Origin of the sequence: Pontibacter indicus (assembly GCF_900156345.1) — a bacterium.
GTDB lineage: Bacteria > Bacteroidota > Bacteroidia > Cytophagales > Hymenobacteraceae > Pontibacter > Pontibacter indicus.
In genome coordinates, this window is the sequence record NZ_FTPP01000003.1 from 293,652 (window position 1) to 314,952 (window position 21,301).

Annotated in this window: 20 protein-coding genes; all 20 read right to left on the reverse strand. The window is 40.5% G+C overall.

Going from position 1 to position 21,301, the window contains the following annotated elements:
* Positions 1–106: 106 nt before the first annotated feature.
* The 20 genes from B0B12_RS15995 to B0B12_RS16090 all read right to left on the reverse strand — a co-directional run bounded on the left by B0B12_RS15995 (position 107) and on the right by B0B12_RS16090 (position 21,301).
* On the reverse strand, positions 107–2,038 hold the full coding sequence (locus B0B12_RS15995; RefSeq protein WP_076670922.1) for a polysaccharide biosynthesis protein: 1,932 nt from the start codon (positions 2,036–2,038) through the stop codon (positions 107–109).
* Positions 2,039–2,384: 346 nt separating this feature from the next.
* A complete protein-coding gene (locus tag B0B12_RS16000; protein WP_076670924.1) occupies positions 2,385–3,515 on the reverse strand; it encodes a DegT/DnrJ/EryC1/StrS family aminotransferase in 1,131 nt (376 codons plus the stop codon).
* On the reverse strand, positions 3,512–4,117 hold the full coding sequence (locus B0B12_RS16005) for an acetyltransferase (RefSeq protein ID WP_076670926.1): 606 nt from the start codon (positions 4,115–4,117) through the stop codon (positions 3,512–3,514). The genes B0B12_RS16000 and B0B12_RS16005 overlap by 4 nt, the downstream gene beginning before the upstream one ends.
* A 189-nt stretch (positions 4,118–4,306) precedes the next feature.
* A complete protein-coding gene (locus tag B0B12_RS16010; protein ID WP_076670928.1) occupies positions 4,307–4,930 on the reverse strand; it encodes a sugar transferase in 624 nt (207 codons plus the stop codon).
* On the reverse strand, positions 4,917–6,086 hold the full coding sequence (locus B0B12_RS16015) for a glycosyltransferase family 4 protein (protein WP_076670930.1): 1,170 nt from the start codon (positions 6,084–6,086) through the stop codon (positions 4,917–4,919). Before B0B12_RS16015 ends, B0B12_RS16010 begins: the two co-directional genes overlap by 14 nt.
* Before the next feature lie 62 nt (positions 6,087–6,148).
* Complete coding sequence (locus B0B12_RS16020) at positions 6,149–7,321, reverse strand: hypothetical protein (RefSeq protein ID WP_170871889.1); 1,173 nt, start codon at positions 7,319–7,321, stop codon at positions 6,149–6,151.
* A gap of 35 nt (positions 7,322–7,356) precedes the next feature.
* The gene (locus tag B0B12_RS16025) at positions 7,357–8,436 is read right to left on the reverse strand and encodes a glycosyltransferase family 4 protein (RefSeq protein ID WP_076670934.1); all 1,080 of its coding nucleotides are present in this window, start codon (positions 8,434–8,436) and stop codon (positions 7,357–7,359) included.
* A 51-nt stretch (positions 8,437–8,487) separates the two neighbouring features.
* Complete coding sequence (locus tag B0B12_RS16030) at positions 8,488–9,699, reverse strand: glycosyltransferase (protein ID WP_076670936.1); 1,212 nt, start codon at positions 9,697–9,699, stop codon at positions 8,488–8,490.
* Positions 9,696–10,820, reverse strand: coding sequence for a glycosyltransferase (locus tag B0B12_RS16035; protein WP_076670938.1), 1,125 nt, complete (start codon positions 10,818–10,820; stop codon positions 9,696–9,698). The genes B0B12_RS16030 and B0B12_RS16035 overlap by 4 nt, the downstream gene beginning before the upstream one ends.
* Before the next feature lies 1 nt (position 10,821).
* Positions 10,822–11,886 (reverse strand): glycosyltransferase, encoded by a 1,065-nt coding sequence (locus tag B0B12_RS16040; RefSeq protein ID WP_076670940.1) that lies wholly within the window; start codon positions 11,884–11,886, stop codon positions 10,822–10,824.
* A gap of 84 nt (positions 11,887–11,970) precedes the next feature.
* Positions 11,971–12,783, reverse strand: a complete 813-nt coding sequence (locus tag B0B12_RS16045; RefSeq protein ID WP_076670942.1) for a glycosyltransferase family 2 protein — start codon at positions 12,781–12,783, stop codon at positions 11,971–11,973.
* A gap of 227 nt (positions 12,784–13,010) precedes the next feature.
* Positions 13,011–13,850 (reverse strand): ATP-grasp fold amidoligase family protein, encoded by an 840-nt coding sequence (locus B0B12_RS16050; protein ID WP_170871890.1) that lies wholly within the window; start codon positions 13,848–13,850, stop codon positions 13,011–13,013.
* Positions 13,851–13,914: 64 nt separating this feature from the next.
* Entirely contained in the window at positions 13,915–14,847 is a 933-nt protein-coding gene (locus B0B12_RS16055) for a glycosyltransferase (RefSeq protein WP_076670946.1), read from the reverse strand.
* 33 nt (positions 14,848–14,880) lie between these two features.
* Positions 14,881–15,561, reverse strand: coding sequence for an SDR family NAD(P)-dependent oxidoreductase (locus B0B12_RS16060; protein ID WP_076670948.1), 681 nt, complete (start codon positions 15,559–15,561; stop codon positions 14,881–14,883).
* 28 nt (positions 15,562–15,589) lie between these two features.
* Positions 15,590–16,579, reverse strand: coding sequence for a beta-ketoacyl-ACP synthase III (locus B0B12_RS16065; protein ID WP_170871891.1), 990 nt, complete (start codon positions 16,577–16,579; stop codon positions 15,590–15,592).
* Complete coding sequence (locus B0B12_RS16070; protein WP_076670950.1) at positions 16,576–17,124, reverse strand: GNAT family N-acetyltransferase; 549 nt, start codon at positions 17,122–17,124, stop codon at positions 16,576–16,578. The genes B0B12_RS16065 and B0B12_RS16070 overlap by 4 nt, the downstream gene beginning before the upstream one ends.
* Positions 17,108–18,082: a hypothetical protein gene (locus B0B12_RS16075; protein WP_076670952.1), complete on the reverse strand. Its 975-nt coding sequence runs from the start codon at positions 18,080–18,082 to the stop codon at positions 17,108–17,110. The genes B0B12_RS16070 and B0B12_RS16075 overlap by 17 nt, the downstream gene beginning before the upstream one ends.
* Positions 18,069–18,776, reverse strand: coding sequence for a WbqC family protein (locus tag B0B12_RS16080; RefSeq protein WP_076670954.1), 708 nt, complete (start codon positions 18,774–18,776; stop codon positions 18,069–18,071). The genes B0B12_RS16075 and B0B12_RS16080 overlap by 14 nt, the downstream gene beginning before the upstream one ends.
* A 3-nt stretch (positions 18,777–18,779) precedes the next feature.
* The gene (locus B0B12_RS16085; protein ID WP_076670956.1) at positions 18,780–19,862 is read right to left on the reverse strand and encodes a DegT/DnrJ/EryC1/StrS family aminotransferase; all 1,083 of its coding nucleotides are present in this window, start codon (positions 19,860–19,862) and stop codon (positions 18,780–18,782) included.
* Entirely contained in the window at positions 19,859–21,301 is a 1,443-nt protein-coding gene (locus B0B12_RS16090; RefSeq protein ID WP_076670958.1) for a lipopolysaccharide biosynthesis protein, read from the reverse strand. Before B0B12_RS16090 ends, B0B12_RS16085 begins: the two co-directional genes overlap by 4 nt.

Sequence of the window (21,301 nt, forward strand, 5' to 3'; positions counted from 1 at the left end):
TTGGGAAAGTCCCCCTTTCAAGGGGGGCTTTCCCTGAAATGTAAACGATAATAAAACAGCAAAGGCCCGGATTTACCGGGCCTTTGCTGTTTGTAAGGGTAAGGTCTTACTGCACCATCGAATCCAACTCCTCGAATCGGGAGTTCTTGCTCTTGAACTCAGGAACGATCCTTTTCATTTGCTTCACAGTATCCAGCTCGTCGCCATCCTTGTTGAGGTTGAGCAGCTCGTTGATGCTGGCGAGCACTTTGTTGTAGGTATACTCGCGCACTTTAGATACTTTGATTTTCTCGTGATGAGTAGGAATAGTTAGCTCTTCCTGGTTTAGGAGTTCCTCGTAGAGCTTCTCTCCCGGACGAAGGCCTGAGAACACGATCTCTATATCATCAGAGGTCAGACCGGCCAGTTTGATCATCTTACGAGCCAGATCCACAATCTTAACGGGCTGTCCCATATCGAAGATGAAGATTTCACCGCCTCTACCCATCGTACCGGCTTCAAGCACCAACTGCACCGCTTCAGGTATAGTCATGAAGTAACGGGTAATATCTGGGTGTGTCACTGTAATCGGGCCGCCTTTCTCGATCTGGGAACGGAAGCGTGGGATAACAGAACCATTGGAGCCCAGCACGTTGCCAAAGCGTGTTGTGATGAAACGGGTTTGCTGCAGGGAAGTGCCTGTTACATTATCCTGCAGTTTTGGCTGCGCACTAATGTTGTTGAGCGATTGGATGTAGATCTCGGCAATACGCTTCGAAGCCCCCATGATGTTGGTAGGGTTCACCGCCTTATCAGTGGATATCATAACGAACTTCTCCACATCAAAAGTCATAGAGAGGTCTGCCAGGTTTTTGGTACCCAAAACGTTTGTCAGGATTGCCTCAGACGGATTGCTTTCCATCATCGGCACGTGCTTGTAGGCAGCTGCATGGTATACCATCTGCGGATTATGTTCCTTGAACAGGGCATACATGCGGTTGAAGTTCTGGATATCAGCAATGCAAAGTTTAAGGCAAGCCTCCGGGAACTGCTCCTCCATTTCCAGTTGCAGGTCATGCAAAGGTGACTCGGCTTGGTCACAGATGATCACCATTTCCGGCTTATAAGACAGCACCTGACGCACAATCTCTGAACCAATTGAGCCAGCACCTCCGGTGATCAGGATACGCTTACCGGCAAGGTCAGCTGATATCTTGTCATTTTCGATTACGATCGGTGGACGCTGCAAGAGGTCTTCAATACGTAGGTCCTGTATCTGGTTCATGCGCAGCTGGCCTGACATCCATTGTTCCGTCGGTGGCACAGTTACTACTTTTATACCTAGCTCTACACAGGTTTCGATCGCATTCTTGCGAGCGTCTGATTTCAGTTCTTCACTCAGAATAACCAGTTTATCGATCTTGAGCTTCCGCTGCAGTTTTTCGATGTCATTGATATGGTAGACCCGCTTCTGCTGAATGTGCTTATCGATCTTGTTCGGATTATCATCCACAAAGCCCACAATATTCAGGCGCCCTGCGTTACTAAGCTCCAAAGCCTGCTTCACCAAAATGGCAAAGCTATCAGCTCCATAAATCAGCACAGACTCCTTGTCGCCGCTGGCTCCGCGCTTGATATAGTAGAACAGAGCCTTCGCTCCCAGGCGCATCATGATCAGCACCGAAGAACTGATGAAAAAATTGACCAACAGCACAACGTAGATGTTTACAGAGTCGATGTGCAGCTCTGGTGATACCCAAAAGCCTATGATAGCGCCATAAAGCAAGCTAGCCATTAACACAGCCGTGAAGATGCGGTAAATGTCGTCGGTGCTGGAGTAGCGGATCAGGCCTGTATGGATGCGCATGGCATAAAATACCATAACAGAGATTGCCATGTATATACCACTGTACACAAAAAAGTGACCACGCAAAATGGTTTCAAAATCAAACTGGCGTATGATGAAGAAAGACAAAGCAAAAGACCAGGTAGAGATGATTTGATCGATGATCAGAATGATCCACTTTGGTAAGGCTTTGTTCTGTAAAAATGTTTTCATACGGAGGTCCCGGGTAGAGAAGAGCTTAGAGTACGGTGATAGGCTGGCATTAGTTTTAATTTAAATTAATACCTGTTTTGTCCAGTCAAAAGTTCCCTGACTACGTCATAATATAATTAGTAGTTAACACGCTAACTAAATCTTAACGCAGTTTCACCGGCATAATTATATCACTCACAATTCTAAATAATATTTATGCCGTACAAAATTAAAGAAAAGTACTGAAACTATCAGCTTTTAACTTACTGTTTCTCAATTCTCACAGCTTATACCTATACGTAAAAAGCCGCCTTTGCTTTGCCATAATGAACAAAACAGAGGCGGCTTTTTACAAAACAAAGTTCTATCAGCCGAAACAGGCTTTGATACAGTTTACTACCCGCTCCCGCTCTTCGTTCGTCATATTAGAGCCTGAAGGCAGACATAGACCTTGGTTAAACAGTCGCTCGCTTGTACCATCGCCGTAGTAGGGCGCATTGGCAAACACCGGCTGCATGTGCATTGGCTTCCAGAGTGGGCGCGATTCAATATTCTCACGTTCCAGCGCCAAGCGGATATCCTCCAGGCTCACTCCCTTGCTATCATCCACCAGTATCGTGCTCAACCAGCGGTTGGAGTAATAGTCGCCTGTTGGTTCTTGTGCAAATTGAATAGCAGGTATAGCAGCCAGCTTTTCCTGATAAAAGGTATAGTTGGCCCGGCGCTGCTGCACACGGTCTAGCAGCACGTCCATTTGTCCGCGACCGATAGCAGCACATACGTTGCTCATGCGGTAGTTATACCCAATATGCGAGTGCTGGTAGTGTGGAGCCGCGTCACGGGCTTGCGTAGCCAGGAAACGGGCCTGCTTGATGTAGGCTTCGTTGTTCGAAACCAAGGCGCCGCCACCAGAAGTCGTGATGATCTTGTTACCGTTGAAGGACAGGATGCTCATCGCTCCGAAGGTGCCCAGCTTACGTCCCTTATAAGTAGAACCCAGCGCCTCCGCCGCATCTTCCACCACAGGTATAGCATAGCGGTCGGCAATGACCATAATACGGTCCATCTCCGCCGGCATGCCGTAAAGGTGTACCACAATGATGGCCTTTGGCTTTTTCCCTTTACTGATGCGGTCTTCAATTGCTGCTTCCAGCAGGTCAGGCGACATGTTCCAGGTACGGTCTTCGCTATCCACAAACACCGGCGTGGCTCCCTGGTATACGATGGGGTTAGCCGAAGCCGAGAAGGTCATGCTTTGGCAGATCACTTCATCTCCTGCTTGCACGCCCAGCATGATGAGCGCCAGGTGCAGCGCCGCAGTACCCGAGCTAAGCGCTGCCACATGCACGCCCTCCCCCAGGAAGTCTGCTAAGTCACGCTCAAAGCCGTCTACATGTGGACCAAGCGGCGCGATCCAGTTCGTATCAAAAGCCTCTTTTACATTCTTGAACTCATTTGTTCCCATGTGCGGGGAAGAGAGCCAGATTTTTGTATTCATAGTTTAGTCTGATGTTCTTTAATAATGCGGGCAGGGTTTCCCACGGCAGTCACGCCATCGGGAAGATCGCGTATCACTACGGCACCAGCCCCTATTTTGCACCACTTACCAATCTTCAGGTTCGGGATCACCACAGCTCCCGCGCCAATATGCGTCCCTTCCCCTACCTGCACGTTTCCGCTCAGTACCGCTCCCGGCGAAATATGGGCATAGTCCCCGATCTGACAGTCATGGTCGATACTGGCACCGGTATTGACAATCGCATGCCGCCCGATTTGGGCGTCAGCCTGAATAATGGCCCCCTGCATGACTACGGTTCCCTCCGCAATTGTGGCAGAAGATGATATAATCGCAGTTGGATGAATGGCTTTGCCGAAGGAGACTTCCAATTTTTCAGCCACGCGGCGGCGAATGGCATTATCGCCAATGCTGATAATTACCGGCTGCTCCAGTTCTTCTTCTACCTCAGCACCCAGCACAGGTATACCACTTATCTCTTTTATGGCAGGGTTCTTATCGAAGGCGCCTAGCACAGGTATAGCACTATCCCGCAGAATATCGATAATTACTTTCGCATGTCCGCTCGCGCCGTAAAGGTACATCGTTGTATAAGGGAGATGGTGTGGTGCAAAGGTAAGAATTCTCAGTTTCTCATTTCGAATGTAGTGAGAAATCTGAAATAGTGGATGTCTGAATCAGGATTTAAGGACTTAAGGATTAACAGGATTCCTGCGCATGATTGTCATCCTCCTATCCACTTTAGAGGGGACTTTGGACATGCGGATAGAGGGTTAATCATTCACGTAGTTACTCCCCCTAAACCGCTCCATCGTCGCTACTCCCTCTGCACTGATCCCCTCCGACTTAAACACCTTCTCAATCGTCTTAAAGATGATCTTCACATCCAGCCAGAAGGAAACATTATCCACATACCACACATCATAGCGGAATTTCTCTTCCCAGCTGATGGCGTTGCGCCCGTTTACCTGGGCCCAGCCGGTGATGCCAGGTCGCAACTCGTGACGGCGGCGCTGTACTTCGTTGTAAAGCGGCAGGTATTCTACCAGCAAGGGCCGGGGACCAATTAGGGACATTTCTCCTTTGATCACATTCAGTAGCTGAGGTATTTCATCCAGAGAAGTTTTGCGAACAAACGAACCTATCGGGGTGAGGCGATCAGCATCTGGCAGCAGATTACCCTGTGCATCCCGCTTGTCATTCATAGTCTTGTACTTGATCACCCGGAAAATACGGCCATGCTTGCCCGGGCGCGGCTGCAGGAAGAAAGGCTTGCCGTCATTTGCTATAGCCAGCAGCAGCGTAACAATCAGAAAGACAGGAAGCAGCACGATGAAAGCGCCTAGACTAAGCACAAAATCAATCAGGCGCTTAAAGAACCGACTATATAAGTTCATGTTGTTTCAGATGAGTTTGGTATTCCTGTAATAAAAGCTCCCAGAAATGGGTCTGCTCGTAACGCTCCACGATCATCTGCCGTGCTTTTGATTGCATGTGGGCAAAAATCTTCTTGTCCGTTATGAAAGTGAGCATAGCCTCGTAGAGTTCCTCCGTTGACTTGGGGGACACGATCAAACCGTTTTCACCGTGTTGGATGATCTCGTTGCATCCGTTGATGTTTGTTACGATGCTTGGCAAATCAAAGCAACCAGCCTGCATAGGCACATTGGGGAAACCTTCGCGGTAAGAAGGAAATGCCAACGCCTGACTGATTGCCAGGTATGGCCGCACATCATGCTGAAAACCAACCGACAGGATGGCCGGGTTATTTTCAATCTCCTTTAGAATACTATCATTGATCGGGTCAAGATCCTGCTCGAAGGGTCCAACCAACAAAAGTTTTATTTGTGGATGCTGTTCTTGTAGTTTCTTAAAGGCGTTTACGAGCTCTTGAATGCCTTTATCTTTTACCAGGCGACCGATAAACACAAATACAAAATCATCAGGCATTATACCTAGCTGCGCTTTCAGCTCCTCCAGTTGGGCGGCATCTAGCTGTTCCTTGTGAAAGAACTCAGTGTTGATGCCATTGCTACTCCCATTCCCGATTACCTTCACTTTATCCGGAGCGCAGAATTTACTCTCTAAGATAAATTCTTTAAGAACGGTAGAGTTCGGGTATACCTTGGTAGCGCAGGTATAGGTCAGTTTCTCCACTGCCTCCAACACCTGTCTCTTTTTGCCTTCTGTCTCCATTAGCGGCAATCCTGCTACTGTGTGCAGCCGCACTGGCACCCCTGCCAGTTTCGCGCCCAGCATCCCGATAATACCTGCTTTGGGTGTATGGGAATGTACAATGGCGGGTTTATATTTTTTGCAAAGCCGGTAGAATTGCCAGAGCGCTTTCAGATCCTGCACCGGCGTAATCTTGCGCGTCATTCCGATCTCAATCAAGGGTGTAGCCTGCTCCCTCACCACCGCCTCTGACTCCGGCCCTGCAGCTGACACCATTACTGGCTCAAAACCTTTCGAACGCATATAGGGCAACTGACCTGTAATCAGCTTTTGCAAAGATAGTGGCACCGTGGTGATGCGGATGAGTACTGGGGGCATGGGGGTAATATTTGTTTTCGGGTGCAAAGATAGCAATCTGAGTTGGCATTAGGTTCTGTTCGCTAAGCAGCTCCAAGTGCTGGATTTGTCTTTGTCTTCATCCTTTTATACCTGGCTATTATCTCCTCTTTCCTGCTACTAAGCACCCAAAACATAAATATCAGCATACCAGGGACCAGCATATTCTTCTGACGCATCATAATACCTAGGTTCCCGAGCGAAGTGGCGAACGCAACACTTCCTATCAGAAAAAAGAAAAACAAACCTTTTATCTGATATGGAGCCTGCTTTAACAGACTGATGGTTTTCATATTTACTATTTTTGTAAAGAGAATCAATAAAATTAGATTCTCTAAAGAGGCGAGAACCCCCATTACGTTATGTATATCAAAGAATAGAGGTCTGAATAAAAAAGTGAAGACCTTTAATGGGAGTGGATAAGCTGATATATCTACGCTAGATCCTGTATGACCTCTACTCAAAAGCGACACCTTCTTTTCAGAGAACTGTTCTACACTTTCCGTAGAAAGTTCGTCCAGTTTAAGGAATCGCATTACATCGTCAAATATAAAGGCTGCGACAGCTATCATACAGCATGTAAGTAGAACCTTTTGAAATGGCTTTAGCTTACTATCAAATAGAAAGCCTGCTCCGAAAGAGGCTAAAAGAAATATGGTAATATGGGGTCTTATGTTATAAGACAGAAACAAAGCTATGGCTATACCTACACCCCGACGCATAGGACTCATAACACTAAACAAAAATAAGCCTACACTGAAGAATACTAAGGTATCCTTTCCTACTCCTGAGGACCAAAAATGGAGGTTAGGCAAGAAGAATATATAAGGGAAGATATTATACCCATAGACTTTTACATTCGTCTTGACAAGATTGGCGGTAGAAAGATAAAAGAACATTACCCCCATAAAGCCTATGAAAGTATAAATCATAGATCCGGTAAAAAAGGATAGATCCAGCACATGTACGAACCCATAGTTAAATACATGCATGAACGCGGTACCCTGGCCTTGATTTAAATACTGATCGAAGCTTAAATCAGTCTTGCGCCAGTATCCCATGGCATCTCCTCCAAATACCTGGACATAGAACATGAAGATGATACCGAAAAGCACATGGTAGTACCATAGATAGTACAACCACTTGGTGTTTCTGACGCCGGCACTTTTAGAGAAATAGGGAATTGCTACCTTAACCAGGTAGGGTATTAGTAGCAATATGATAATATCAAAAATCCCCATCCGCGATCAACTTATAAATGAGCATCTTTTGAATTCTGCACTCCCAGTAGGCATTGCAGCCAAATGGTTTTAGCCACTTTGTAAGAATACCTTTCCTCTACCAGCGCTCGCCCCTGTTTCCCCATTTTTTCACGGAGTTCTTTGTCAGCTAATAACGTTTCTAAACTTTTTTGCCAGCTTACTAAATTAGCGGCCTTATAGCCATTTACTCCATCCTGTATAATTTCCTCATTCACCCCTACAGGACTTCCTACCACAGGAAGGCCACAGCCCATGTATTGGATAAGTTTGTACCCACATTTACCCTTCTCCCAGGCATCGTCATTCAAAGGCATAATTCCTATATCAAAATGCCTGATTAACTCCGCTTCCGTAGCTTCTGACCATTCCAACACTTCCTCATGTCCTTCAAATCCTACCCCTGCCTTCCCTCCTATTATGTGGAGTTTCAATGGATACTTACTGCTTAATTCTTTCAGAACCGGAACTATATTTTTGACATATTTCAGCGTAACCGGAGAACCAATCCAACCTATTGTCACATTATCCTGCTCTTCTTGTGTCTTCACCGTGTAGGAGTCTGTATCAATTACTGTTGGAATAATGGTAATTTGACTGGCTCCGGCCTTTTGAGCATAATCTCTTAGATAAGTGTTGCCCGCTACCACAAGCGATGATCCTTTCATTACATGCGCAATTTTTTTCTCAAGTAACGATCGAATCAATTTGTTTGGATGCAAATCATAATTATGGAAAATTGCATCGTCATAGTCTACCACATACTTGAATTTGAAGAAAGCAAGAACCTGCTCTGCAAACGCAGGAAGATAAGGGAATAGTTCTTTCTCAATAACAATGAGATCGTATTTTGGTATAGTAAAAAGTCTTAATAACCTGTTAATATAAGCGATGACAATGCTCAACTTGTTACTGCTTTTCTTCTGGTACAGGCGTTGCAGGTACTGATCATCAAAGAGGGGACTATATTCGCACCTAATTCCCTGTTCTTCGAAATAAGGCGTGTACTGATAGGTGCGCAGTCTGCTACTGGCTCCCAGACGGGTATACTTTGGGAAAAATAAAACTCTCAAGTCTGATCTGTAATGATGATAAAGTACAAAGGTAATACTTTTGGAGTTGATCTATCTTAAGGATTGTATTGCATGTATATATTGTCCGGCAGTCTTTCCCAGATCAAAAAACTCTTCTCCAATCTTTCTGGCTTCTGCTCTGAGTTTACCCTTTTCCTGATCCAGCAACTGTAGGCTCCATTGCACAGCAGCGTCTAATTTTTCGGTTCCCAGGTCTTCGAGCAGATAGGCACATGCAACATCCTTAATGTACAACTCGGTATCACCGATTCCTTTCGTTGCGATTACCGGGACACCGCATAGCAGGTATTCCCCTAATTTAATAGGTGCAACCGCCTTCATCGAAAAGGTAGGTCTTCTTAAAGCAAAGGCTATGTCTGCTATAGACAAATAGGTAGGCACCTCTTCTGCAGCGACTTTTCTGATGAGGCATTTGTCTTGTAAATCACCATACGCCTTTAGATTCTGATAAACTACATCAGGCTGACCGGTTAAAATCAGAAATCTAGCATCTGTATATCGTTCCTGCACCCTGCTGAAAACATATAACATCTCTTCAATACAATACTGCGGTCCTATAGAACCCGCATATACTAATACAGGAAAGTCATCTGCACTAACATTGAAAAGTTTGCTTTTGACTTCTTTATTGTATTTGGGAGCAAACAGGTTCTTATCTCTGCCGTTATTTATTACTGTAATAATATTTTCATCAAATTGAGCTCCTGCTCTGCTTGCTAAGATCTGTTTTGCCTGAAAAGATCGCACCAAAATGCCATCAGCCTTTCTCAACGCTTTGAACTCTATATCGCGGTAAATCCTGTATTGTAGTTCCAAAGGATTCCAACCACTAAAATCTACCCGCTCATCCTGCTGCAAGCCATCTGCATCATAGAGCATTTTCACCTGCGGTATTCCACTTATTGCCCGAAGGACGATAGCTGCAGCTACTGTAGCCCGGGGCATGACAATATCAATCTTATGCTCTAGTATATACTTCCTTACTCTTTTACTATCAAGTAGATTCGCCTTTAATAGGGCAGCGGGAACAAACTTACGGTTTACCTTGATTAACTCATAGTGAACGCCCTTCGACTCGCAGGCTTTACTTACTTTAGAAACATACTCTTTTCCCCCCCAGGTAAACTGTAGTATATGGCATTCAATATTATTTTGGGTTGATAGTTGCTCAAATATTGGTAGAAATAAGCCTTCAATATAACTCACCTCAGGGCCATTCCAGGTAACAAATAGTAACTTCATATTATCTGTTTCTGTCTCAGCAACTCCTTATACATTTCCTCAACTTCTTTTACATACCTTTCGGCACTGTACTCTTTTTCTGCTCTTAATCTACCTTTCTTACCCATACTGATTATAAGATCCTGATTGGAAAACAGCTTATCTATTGCTGTTGCAATCTGCTCCGGTCGGTTAGCATTTACCAATATACCTGTTTCATTATTAACTACTATATCTTGCAATCCGCCAACCTTGGTTGCAACTACTGGTAGTTCATGGAACATAGCCTCGGCAGCTACTAAACCGAAACCCTCTCGCTGTGAGGCTAAGCAAAAGATATTCATTAACTTATAGTAGGGAGCTGTATCCGATTGAAAACCTACCATAACCAGATTTCTAGACAACCCTAAACTTTCAGCTTCCCTTTTGATAAATTCTTTGTCTTTTCCGTCTCCTATTATCAACAGTTTTATATTAGATCTCTGGCTCAAAAGGGATATAGCTTTAATTATATCTGTGAACTTTTTATGGTCATCAAACAATCTTCCTACACTTCCTATCACAAAATCCTCTACTTGAATTCCTAAAGAATTTCTTAATTTTGTTGTTTCGTGAAAAGTTACAGGTCTCGGTAAAGAAACTCCATTAGTAATCACTTTTATCTTAGATGGGGAAACTCTGGCTACCTCTTTTAAATAATTGCCAACATTTGGTGCAATAGCAATAAATTTATCTGCTATTAATGATAAAATTTTAAGAAGATAGCTAGCCTTAATTGAGCGGTTCTGAGGATCAGAGGTTTCCTCAGCAATAATGATAGGTACTCTACCCATATAGCCAGCAATTGTTGAGAGCAATACACCCTCAAAAACAGCACCGTGAATTATGTGAGGTTTGTAAGCTTTTATTACTTTCAATACGGCTTTATACTTATCTGTATCCCATACTTTAGAAAGCACACCAATTTCAATCACTTCCACCCCTTCTTCTTTAATATTTTCGACTAAGGGGCCCAAACTTTTAGTACATATAATTTTTATTTCGTATTTTTCTTTTGGAAGAAACTTGACAAGAGAATAGCGTCTTCGCTCTACACCGCCACTACTAATTGTCTCTTGAATAAATAATATTCTTATTTTCACCTCAATTTCTGTATATATTGATAAGGCTTTTCCAGTGATTTTCAGATGAGAACTTATCTTTTATCAATTTTCTACTTATTAAACCCATTGACTCTCGCTGAGCAATTGTAGTTGTAGAGGCAGCAACTAATTTCTGGAATATTTCTTCATCATTATAAGGATTAATTAACCAACCGTTGATTTCATCTTCTATCAATTCTCTTCCACCACCAATATTAGATACAATGCAAGGAATACCTACGAGCATTGCTTCCATAATAGCATTTCCTAAACCTTCAGAATATGATGGTAGCACAAATACATCAGCCTCAAGTAAAAAATTAGCAGGGTTTTGAGAAAACCCTTCTAACCAAACGCTGTTATCTATACTTAAATCGTTGACAAGCTTTTGAAGAATTTCTTTTTCAGGCCCGTCACCAACTATCTGAAGAACTGAACCTGGAGAAACATCTAAAAATCTATGAAAGACTCTTATTAATCTTGCTAAGTTTTTGATCTCAGTAAGCCTACATACAGTGACAAACCTTAGGGGCGATTCCGTTTTCGTGATTTGCCTCTCATAAATATTATAGGCAATAGGATTATACACAACTTCAATATTTTCCTTTTTTGCTTCTCCTAGTTGTACAACTTTGTCAGCAACAGCCTTTGATATACAGACAACTTTATGAGATAGTTTGTATACATTGCCAAAGATATATCTAGAAGTTCTGCTATGATTTGGGAAACCTATCTCTTCACTCACACGCTTTGGCACACTAGCAATGAAGGCTGCGATTTGAGCATGAAAGTTGGCCTCTGCTCCAGAAGTATGAACTACATCTGGTTTTAGAAACTTGAATATCTTAACAAGTTTAAATATTAAGTTTAAATTTGGGATGCGATAGTCAGATTCTAAGCAAATAACTTCCTTACTGTACTTCTGCAATTCATTGGCAGCCCAGCCGCCAGTACCTAATGCAATGAATATAGTTTCTATTCCGCTAGGACAACTCTGTGCTATATTAACTAATCTTTTCTCAACTCCACCAAAGTCTAATATAGTGCATACCCTAATTATTTTCATTCAAAAATTTTGTTTTTTATTAATAATATAATAGTGTATATCTTTAGTTTAAAAGAGAATTTAGCCTAGAAGCTATTTTAAAGGCTAAAAGTTTTTCACAGCATGAAAAGCGTTAACCAGTATTTGTTTTGTTATTTCTAAGCTAGCCTTAATGGATCTATCACTTGATTTAACATTCTCTAATAGTAATAGTGACCTTGCCTTAGCTGCGTTTAAAAAATATTGCTTATTTCTATTTGTACTTATCCTACCTGTAGGACTTCTTCTAACATAGAAAAGTGTAGTGTCTGTTCCTTTAACAATTGGTTGTCTTAAAATAGCAGTTGCGTGCATAAGCCATTCTTGGGCATTCATCAAACCTAGCTTATAGGGAGCAGTTTTAAAAAAGTTTTTTTTCCACAGGCATCCACATACATGCCATCTAACTGTATTTCTGATGTAATCATAAAACAGATTCTCTGTAATTACATATTTTGACCAGTATTCATTATGAAGTATACCCTCTTCTGTAAAATATACTCCATTACAAACAACTAAATCTATTTCAGGATGATTATTGAAAACATTTATTTGTTCCTGCAGGATGATTTTATCAAGTAGATCATCTGAGTCTACCCACTTTATTAGCTCACCTTTTGCCTTATCAAACCCTAAGTTTCTACAAGTATTAGCACCTTTTGGCAAAGATGTAGGTCTTTTGAGATATTTAATTCTATTATCTTTTATACAATAGTTTAATACAACTTTTTCTGTTTCATCAGTTGACCTATCATCAACGACAATTAGTTCCCAGTTAAGATAAGTTTGATTGATAATGCTTTCAATAGAATGACCAATTAAGTTAGCTCTATTGAAGGCAGGAATAATGATGGAAACTAATGGGGTATTTGCTCTCATTTATTTACAGCAGAATATCTATATATCTACTAATAGGTAAGATAGTAATGTAGGAAATGCCAAAGCTAACGAAATTATAATCCAGCTACCGTATTATAACCTTATGGGAACCAATTTTTATATGCCAAGCTAAAGTTTTGTAAAAGATCAATACTAGTATATAATTTTACTATTAGTATTCTTGATTTTAATAGTATATAAAAGAATTATAACTTTTATTTTCAAAACTATATCATCCCTTTACAATACTTATCCCATTTACTAATGAGTAACTTATTTCCAAATGATGTGAAAGCACTTCCAAGAAAAGGAGTAGGTGTAATTTCCCCAAATACAGCCCCTTTATGGGTAGCGTAAAAGTCTATTCTTGCAAATATTTTATACGCTCTACTTAAATCCTTTGCAGCTCTGACCATTTCATCGAGGCACTTTGGTGCTTGCTGATTCTCTCCGGTCGCATAATTTAATTGAACCCTAGGAAGAGGAGTCCAGTTTACATCATAGAAGCTGGTCTTCCCTCTACTTGGGCTTAATCTATTTATAATCTGAATGCACGCTACCTCTCCATTAAACATGTAAAATTTATAATCATCGGGTATTCTCTGATTACCCTTTTCATCCGTAACAAATTCTTCTATCAGAAACTCTTGGTTAGGATGCTTATCTATTACGACAGACATAGAATTGATAAGTTCTTGCTGAGTATAACTCTTACCATCAAATAAATTTTTGCTATCTTTAATTAGATAAATAGAACTACCACCTGATCCTGTAATCGGTCTAATAACAAAATTTTTGGGTAAAGAAGAAAAATCAATTTTATCGACATCTCTACCTTGCCAGTAAAGTTCCGGAACATTACAAGAATGTTTGATAGCAAACTGCCTGGAATTATGTTTATTACTAAGTTTACGCTGCCAATTCTCTATATCCTCCCACTTCTCTATCGGGTCATTAGCATTCATTGTTCTATAAATAGCATCTCTATTGCCTTCTCCCGTCCAGAATGTTTTGTGCCTATATTTTATCCGCCTTGAAAACTCACTCTCAATTTTCAAAGCTTTCATTAGCTTGTACCTTATCCTGCCAATTCTCAAATTAATTGATTCAATCCTGTTTGTAAGCATCTTCTTAGTTTCTATACAGCTGTTTTAACAAATCATAGTGTGATTTTAACCAGGTTTTATACATCCCATTCCCGAAATAAAAGTAATTGTAAGAGTTTATATAATACTTAATAGAATCTAGAACACTTTTATTTTGCTTTATAAGCATTAATCGCCGTGTGAATAGAGCTTTCTTTATAAGATGTTTATACTTACTATCAATCACTTTGTATAATTGCTCATAAGTATTTAATCCGCTTTTGCGTTTTTCAAGATTATCTATGGAACTCCATATGCCACCATCATGCACCCTATATGCCGATGGCTGCACATCATTAGAGAATTTTGCCTTCCCATGTTGTCCTAATAAAGCAAAAAGAAAGGTATCATTATTTGTAACGCTAAAAATCTCTTTAGGACATGTTATAACTCTATTCCTGAAGAGAACTGTATTTGTTGGAATTAGTGAACCTAATATGATGCTTTCTTGAGGCAGATCTTTTTTAAAGTTTTCTGCAAGCCTTCCCTCTTTTAAAACCTTATTATCTCTATCAACGACTTTACAATCATGAAATGATAAAATATAGTCAGGGTTGGCCTCTAAAAAATCTACTTGTTTTTGTAGTTTAAATGGATCCATCCAATAGTCGTCGCCTTCTAAACAAGCAACATATTTACCTTTAAGTTTAGGTAAACAAAATTCATAAGCATTTCTAGCTGCACCTACATTACTTTTGTGATAAACCGGTTTGATAACTTGTGGGTATTTTTGTTCAAGTTCTTCAATAATCTTGCGAGTGCCATCAGTTGAGCAATCTTCTCCTATAACCAGTTCAATAGGAAAATTTGTCTTCTGCATAAGAACACTCTCAATACTTTGCCGGATAAACTTTTCATGATTATAAGTTATCATCCAGACCGAGACTACAGGAGTTTCCTCTCTTGCGTTTAATTGCATATGGGTTAGTAAGTAAAAAACTAATAACCTCTTCTATAGCATACCACCATTTAGATCAATGGAGGCACCATTTAGGTATGGTGTATTAATTATAAAGTCTACCGTTGAATATATTTCTTCAGGGGATCCGAGACGGCCAGCAGGTATTTTCTGCAGTATGTTTTCTAACATATTACCAGGTACCTGCTCAATCATACCTATATTGAAGTAACCTAGATTTATATTGTTGATCGTAACGTTTTTTGATCCGTTTTCTACTGCGAGGGCTTTGCTCATTCCCCACAGCCCTGCTTTCGAGGTAGCATAAGCGCTGGTGCCTGGCACCCCGAGTTGAGCAACGACTGAGGAGAAATTGATAATCCTGCCATAACTGTCGGTCCGCATAATGGGCAGTACTAGACGAGTGAGATTAAACAAGCCAATTAAATTGGTTTTTATTACTTCGCTCCAGGCATCAATGTCGGCTTTATGACCGAAAGCATTATAAGAAATCCCCGCTGCATTGATTAACACAATGTCTTTAAGCTTTCCCTTATTAGCCTCATAAAATTTAGCAACCTCCTCTTCATTGCTAATGTCTAACTGGTAATATTCACCATGAATAGACTCAGGTTCAGTGGTTTTGTAAAGGCCCATAACCTGGTGGCCTGCTTTTGCATATTTTTCAATTAAAAATCTCCCTATCCCTCTGGATGCTCCTGTTATCAAATACATAATGTTCTCCCGGCTTAAATATTTTTTGTCAGTTCCATTTTAATAAGGCCGCTCCCCAAGTCCATCCTGAGCCAACCGCAGCAAATAAGATAAAATCACCAGGCTTGATTTTCCCGGATTTATAGGTTTCATCTAATACAATAGGAATAGTACCTCCTGAGGTATTTGCATATTTTTCCATATTGATCATCACTTTGTCGAAAGGCATTCCAATCTTCCGAGCTGTTTCCTTAAGGATTCGTATACTAGGCTGGTGAGGGACTAATAAACTAACATCATTGATTGACATCTGCGCATCGTCTAAAACTTCCAAAATAGTATTAGGGAGTACGCTAACAGCTGTTTCAAAAACTGCAGACCCATTCATCTCAAAATAACGCTTCCGATTATCGTGACTTTCCTGACTTATGGGATATTCTGCTCCTCCACCAGGAATGGTAAAATTAGATTTACCACGGCCATCGGAATATAAGCGGAACCGCAGAAACCCATCATTCTCCTCATTACGGGACAATACAACAGCTCCTGCCCCATCGCCAAAAAATACACAATCGCGTCTGTCCCAATCAACTATTTTGGAAAACGTATCAGCACCTATAACCAGCACATTTTTGTATATTCCATTCGAAACGAACTGAGAGGCAGTTGAGTATGCGTAAAGGAAGCCTGAACATACCGCTGCCAGGTCAAAAGCAACGGCCTTGTAGGCTTTAATTTTATCCTGCACAATACATGCGGTTGACGGAGCTAACCGATCAGGTGTTGAGGTCGCAACAATTATCAAATCTATTTCATCTGCGGAAAGGTTGGCTGACTTCAGAGCGTTTAGAGCCGCTTTAGCAGCAAGGTCACTGGTAAGTTCATTGGTTACTATCCTTCTTTCTCTGATTCCTAATTTTTCATAGACCCACGCATCTGCAGTATTTGCCCGGGCTTCTAAATCCTTGTTTGTTATAACCGTCTCTGGCAAATAAGATCCAGTTCCTATTATTCTAACGTTAGTAATAGATTGTTTCATAGACTGAATCTTTGCTTCAATTCCAAATACTCTTCCCTAATAACACTCAACAGCCATTGGTTATTATGAATACCATTTTTGTAAACAGTATTTCTCATCAACCCTTCCTGTTTGTAACCTACTTTAAGCATCATCTTCAGGGCAACTTCATGATGTTCCAGACATTCTGCCTTACAGCGCTCCATCCTAAGTTCCTCAAAGACAAATTTAAGGATTTTCAAAGCAACTTCAGATCCCCATCCTTTGCCGGCCTTTGTAGCATCTATTTTGATACCGCTCCAAAAGCAAGTGCCGTTACGATAATCGATCTCCGAAATTGAGGTGTAACCAACAATTTCATCGCTGCCTGAGGGAGTAATAGCAAAATAAATGCTTATTTGGCTGTCGCCTAAAATTAGTTGCTCTACCCATTTCAAATCGCGTTCATAGGCAACAGGCCGCTTGGCTCCTCCTATAAGCTGCTCCATATCCTCTTCTTGTCGAAGTTTGTTAATGAAACTGGCATCCTCTAATCTTAGAGGTCGGAAATTAATTCTGAATTCCATAATATTCTAGTACATAATTTATGATTCGACCTATAGAGTCTTTGCCGTATCTTTGATCAATAGGTAAATTGACAACATTAACTGCAAGCCTATACTCCAATGAGTCCTCTTCATTGTCGATAAGTACATTGGGCCAATGCGTTGCTGTAAATATTTTCTTTCCTATCAACCATTGACGTAATCCGCCACTACTATCATAAAAGGGGTATACCATTGGGCCATCAATAATTGCCCCGTCTATCCATTCAAGTTGGTTAAAGCTTTTAAGCCGCTCATGCAACAGCATGAAATTTTCAGTTCTTCTTCCTCTTATAAAGTCATATTCAATTCCTTCCAAAAGGCTTTGAGTAAGACTTGACATTTGCATGATAGGCAAATTAGACAAGCTTTTGTCATTTTCTCTATAATCGTTGAAACCGGCCTCAGCCCCTTCGTCTAAGCGCAGCAGCAAGTGCGAGCATCTCTTTGCAGAGCGGTCTTTTTGTAGTACTAAGTCCAACGAAGCTGCAGTAGAGACATATCCCCCGTCTGGCAGGCCAAAAAATTTTCTGGGAGAATAAAATGTATCAACTCCTTTCAATGGAGAACTATAAAACGCTTGTGCATTATCAATAATTAATCTTGGCACGCGGCTACTAAGCTCATGCACATAACTACTCTTAAGACCGAAATAATTAGTATATAAAACTGCTTCGTCGTTTCCTAATAATGGAATATCTTGAATCTCCAGTTGTTTATCGATGTGATAGAACTCATAGCTTATTTCGTGCTTATGAAAAGGCTCGAGCACCACATCACACGTAAAATAAGGCACATACACTTTTTTGTATCCTTGAGCTAGAAGTATATATTCGAGAGCATTCCGACCTGAATTAACTTTTGTTAGATTAGAATAAAATTCTTTTCCTCCCGGTAATTCTAATTCAAAATATCCACCAATTGCGTCAGATGAGCTCATAGTCCTCCAGCATTTGCCTTACCACCTTACGATCATTGAACATTAACACGTCTATTATTGAGAGCCAAGGAACAAATTCATCATTGTCAAATTGTCTGTAAGTTGAGGCATTTGGTTTTATGAAATTTAACTTTAACCCGTGCTCTAAGAAATCTCCTTTTGAGTATAGTTCCTGACCTCCTATAGGATTGATGTAATGAAGCGCATGCTCCTGCTTACAAATATCCAGCACCCGTGCCTGCCCTTTGAGATGGGTATTCCCATAAGACACTGATGATGGAATTATTTCTGTATTGATCCCCAAATAATCAGATATAAGTGTTAGACTCTTTAGCGCTAGTCCAGATACTGTATCAGTCGGTGTGCTAAGTACTTCCTCTACTAAAGTCATAGTAGCGTTGAGAAGAGGAGCTCTCTTATAATTTTGCTCCAGTGTCTTAGTAAATTTCTCAGCCCAGGTACTATAAAACTTTTGATTAAGTCTTGTATCTTTTATAAAGTTAAAAGAGCTGGCACTCTCAAGTGGAACGGTAAAAAGATGCGGCTTCCTATTCAGCAGTATATTGTTTCTATTTATCCACCCCTGTTTTATAAATGTAACATCGTCATACACAATGAATTTATCTACACTATTGATTAGCTGAAAGTAGCCTATATACGGAAAAAAGTATGGCTGCATTATGGCTAGTTTCATATTCTAGTTGTTCTGAACTCTTAATAATAACCTGCAAATCATATCAACTTCTTCAACAGATAAATCATTATAGAGTGGTAGGCACAGAGCTCTTTTCGCTACATTATCGGTCACAGGCATTACTTCTGGCTTTAGGTAAGGCAAAGAGGTCGCTAAAGAAGGATAGAAATACCTGCGAACAAATACTTCATGGGACTGTAAAAAATTCATACACTTCAACAAGAATTCTTCGCTTTCAACGATTAAAGGAAAGTAAGCGAAGTTCTTACTTCCCTTTTTATTCCACAATGGCACAGAAGCTTTAAAACCTTCCAGTTTAAGTAAATACTGATCCGTAAGAATCTTTCTTTTCTCTATTATCTTGTCAATGTATTTAAGATTTACCAAACCCATTGCAGCATGTAACTCTGAGTTTTTACCATTTATTCCCAACTCTGCAAACGCTTCAGGTCCATTGAAACCAAAATTCCTTATGTAAGCTAATTTCTTGAGCAACTCAGGATCTTTGGTTATCACCAATCCGCCTTCTCCAGAATGATATAACTTAGTTGCATGCAGGCTGCATACTGAAATATCACCATATTCAAAGATAGATTTCCCGTTTATCTGTACACCAAAACTATGTGCTCCATCATAAATCACTTTTAGCTTATGCTTTTGAGCAATTCTCTCAATTGCCTCCACATCACAAGGATTTCCGTAGACATGTGTAGCTAAAATTGCAGATGTTCTATCTGTTATAGCTTCCTCTATTTTTGCAGGATTAATATTTAATGATTCGGCATCAACATCAACGAATACCGGCTCACATCCCTCCCAGACGATACTACTAGTAGTAGCTACAAAAGAGAAAGGAGTCGTGATGACCTCCCCTTTTAAGTCTAGTGCCTTAATGGCCATCTGAAGGGCTACTGTACCATTCGTAACAAATAGTAAATGTTGCACTTTAAGATAAGCTTTGAGTTGAAGTTCCAGTTCATTAGCTAGTGGTCCCATATTAGTAAGCCACTGACGCTTCCAAATGTCACTTAAATATTTTTCATATTCCGCTTGTGGAGGTAGAAAAGGCTTTGTTACAGGTATCATTTTTTTAAAACGAGTTGTCTAAAATCCAAAATAGCTGGCATACTTGATAAGAAGCTAATGCCAAGGTAGAGTGCAAAGTAAAATCCACCCACAATAGCGATTCTTACAATATCATAAGTAATTGTGTTCATGATAAAATGGCTGTCTATAATCCAACTTACAAAGCCTACTATCACAGCCAATAGTATTCCAGGCAGTACGTCTTTGATTTGATCAATAGCAGTATAATTAATCATACTGCTACTGTACCAGGTATTGATAAAAAAGCCAGCAAAAGAAAAAATGAGTTGAAAATATAGTAATCCATAAATTCCAAAAGGTAATGCACAAGCTATCCCGATAACTGTAATAATTTTTTTAATAACTTCAAGCTTTAGAAATAGATCGCTTCTCCCTTTTACTTTTAAGATGTTTAAGTTATAAGAGTGCAATGGATACATGATGCCAATAGCACAAAGAATCTGAAAATAGGGTACGGCGGGTAACCACTTCTCTCCCATCAAAAGGCGAAACAAAGGTACTGCAACTATTGCAAGAAAAATCATTAAAGGTGCCAGCCAAAATAGCACTTGCTGCATCACTCTCCGATATACTTCCTTCAGTTTTACGTCATTGTTCTGTATAGAAGAAAACATAGGATAAGTCACTCTATTCAATGCTAATGTTAAATTGTTTACTGGTAAATGCTGTAAAGATTGTGCTCTGGTATAAAATCCTAATTGGGATGCGGAATAAAATTTACCAATAATTATATTGTATGCATTGCTAAAGGCTGCATCTAATAAACCGGAGAGGGTCAATTTATAGCCGAAGCTAAAGTGGTGTCTGAATCTCTCTTTATTAAAGGAGAAACTTGGCTGCCAACCACTACGAACCCATAGCTGCACAGCTGATAATAACGAACGAAACACATTCATGTAAACCAAACTCCATACTCCATATCCATAATACGCCAAAACTACTCCCAAAATACCACTAAGAATAATAGAGGGTATCTGAATCGTCATTTGCATTTTAAAATTCATTTCCTTAGTCAGTTTAGCGCGTTGCACACCTGCAAATGCCTCAATGATAAAGGTTATTGTAAATACCCTAACTACATTTTGAAGAACAGGCTGGTTATAAAATGCTGCTATATAAGGAGCACTGATAAAAAGGATAAGATAAATTGCAACACTGCCTATCAGGCTGGTAAAAAAGACAGTTGAATAATCCTGCTGATTCGGTTTTTCTGTTCTAATTAATGATGAAGTGAAGCCACTATCAATCAAGCTATACCCAACACTTATAAAAATTGAAAGCATACCTATCAGACCAAAGTCGGCTGGCAGTAATAATCTGGCTAGTACAATAGAAACTAAAAAGTTAACAAATTGTACTCCGAATTGCTGACTAAATGTCCAGAAAAGGCCTGAAACAGCTTTTTGTTTTAAACTCAC

Coding starts and splice junctions, on each gene's coding strand:
- B0B12_RS15995 (WP_076670922.1), bottom strand. CDS start 2,038: ATGAAAACATTTTTACAGAACAAAGCCTTACCAAAGTGGATCATTCTG.
- B0B12_RS16000 (WP_076670924.1), bottom strand. CDS start 3,515: ATGAATACAAAAATCTGGCTCTCTTCCCCGCACATGGGAACAAATGAG.
- B0B12_RS16005 (WP_076670926.1), bottom strand. CDS start 4,117: ATGTACCTTTACGGCGCGAGCGGACATGCGAAAGTAATTATCGATATT.
- B0B12_RS16010 (WP_076670928.1), bottom strand. CDS start 4,930: ATGAACTTATATAGTCGGTTCTTTAAGCGCCTGATTGATTTTGTGCTT.
- B0B12_RS16015 (WP_076670930.1), bottom strand. CDS start 6,086: ATGCCCCCAGTACTCATCCGCATCACCACGGTGCCACTATCTTTGCAA.
- B0B12_RS16030 (WP_076670936.1), bottom strand. CDS start 9,699: ATGAAGTTACTATTTGTTACCTGGAATGGCCCTGAGGTGAGTTATATT.
- B0B12_RS16040 (WP_076670940.1), bottom strand. CDS start 11,886: ATGAAAATAATTAGGGTATGCACTATATTAGACTTTGGTGGAGTTGAG.
- B0B12_RS16045 (WP_076670942.1), bottom strand. CDS start 12,783: ATGAGAGCAAATACCCCATTAGTTTCCATCATTATTCCTGCCTTCAAT.
- B0B12_RS16050 (WP_170871890.1), bottom strand. CDS start 13,850: ATGAAAGCTTTGAAAATTGAGAGTGAGTTTTCAAGGCGGATAAAATAT.
- B0B12_RS16055 (WP_076670946.1), bottom strand. CDS start 14,847: ATGCAATTAAACGCAAGAGAGGAAACTCCTGTAGTCTCGGTCTGGATG.
- B0B12_RS16060 (WP_076670948.1), bottom strand. CDS start 15,561: ATGTATTTGATAACAGGAGCATCCAGAGGGATAGGGAGATTTTTAATT.
- B0B12_RS16065 (WP_170871891.1), bottom strand. CDS start 16,579: ATGAAACAATCTATTACTAACGTTAGAATAATAGGAACTGGATCTTAT.
- B0B12_RS16070 (WP_076670950.1), bottom strand. CDS start 17,124: ATGGAATTCAGAATTAATTTCCGACCTCTAAGATTAGAGGATGCCAGT.
- B0B12_RS16075 (WP_076670952.1), bottom strand. CDS start 18,082: ATGAGCTCATCTGACGCAATTGGTGGATATTTTGAATTAGAATTACCG.
- B0B12_RS16080 (WP_076670954.1), bottom strand. CDS start 18,776: ATGAAACTAGCCATAATGCAGCCATACTTTTTTCCGTATATAGGCTAC.
- B0B12_RS16085 (WP_076670956.1), bottom strand. CDS start 19,862: ATGATACCTGTAACAAAGCCTTTTCTACCTCCACAAGCGGAATATGAA.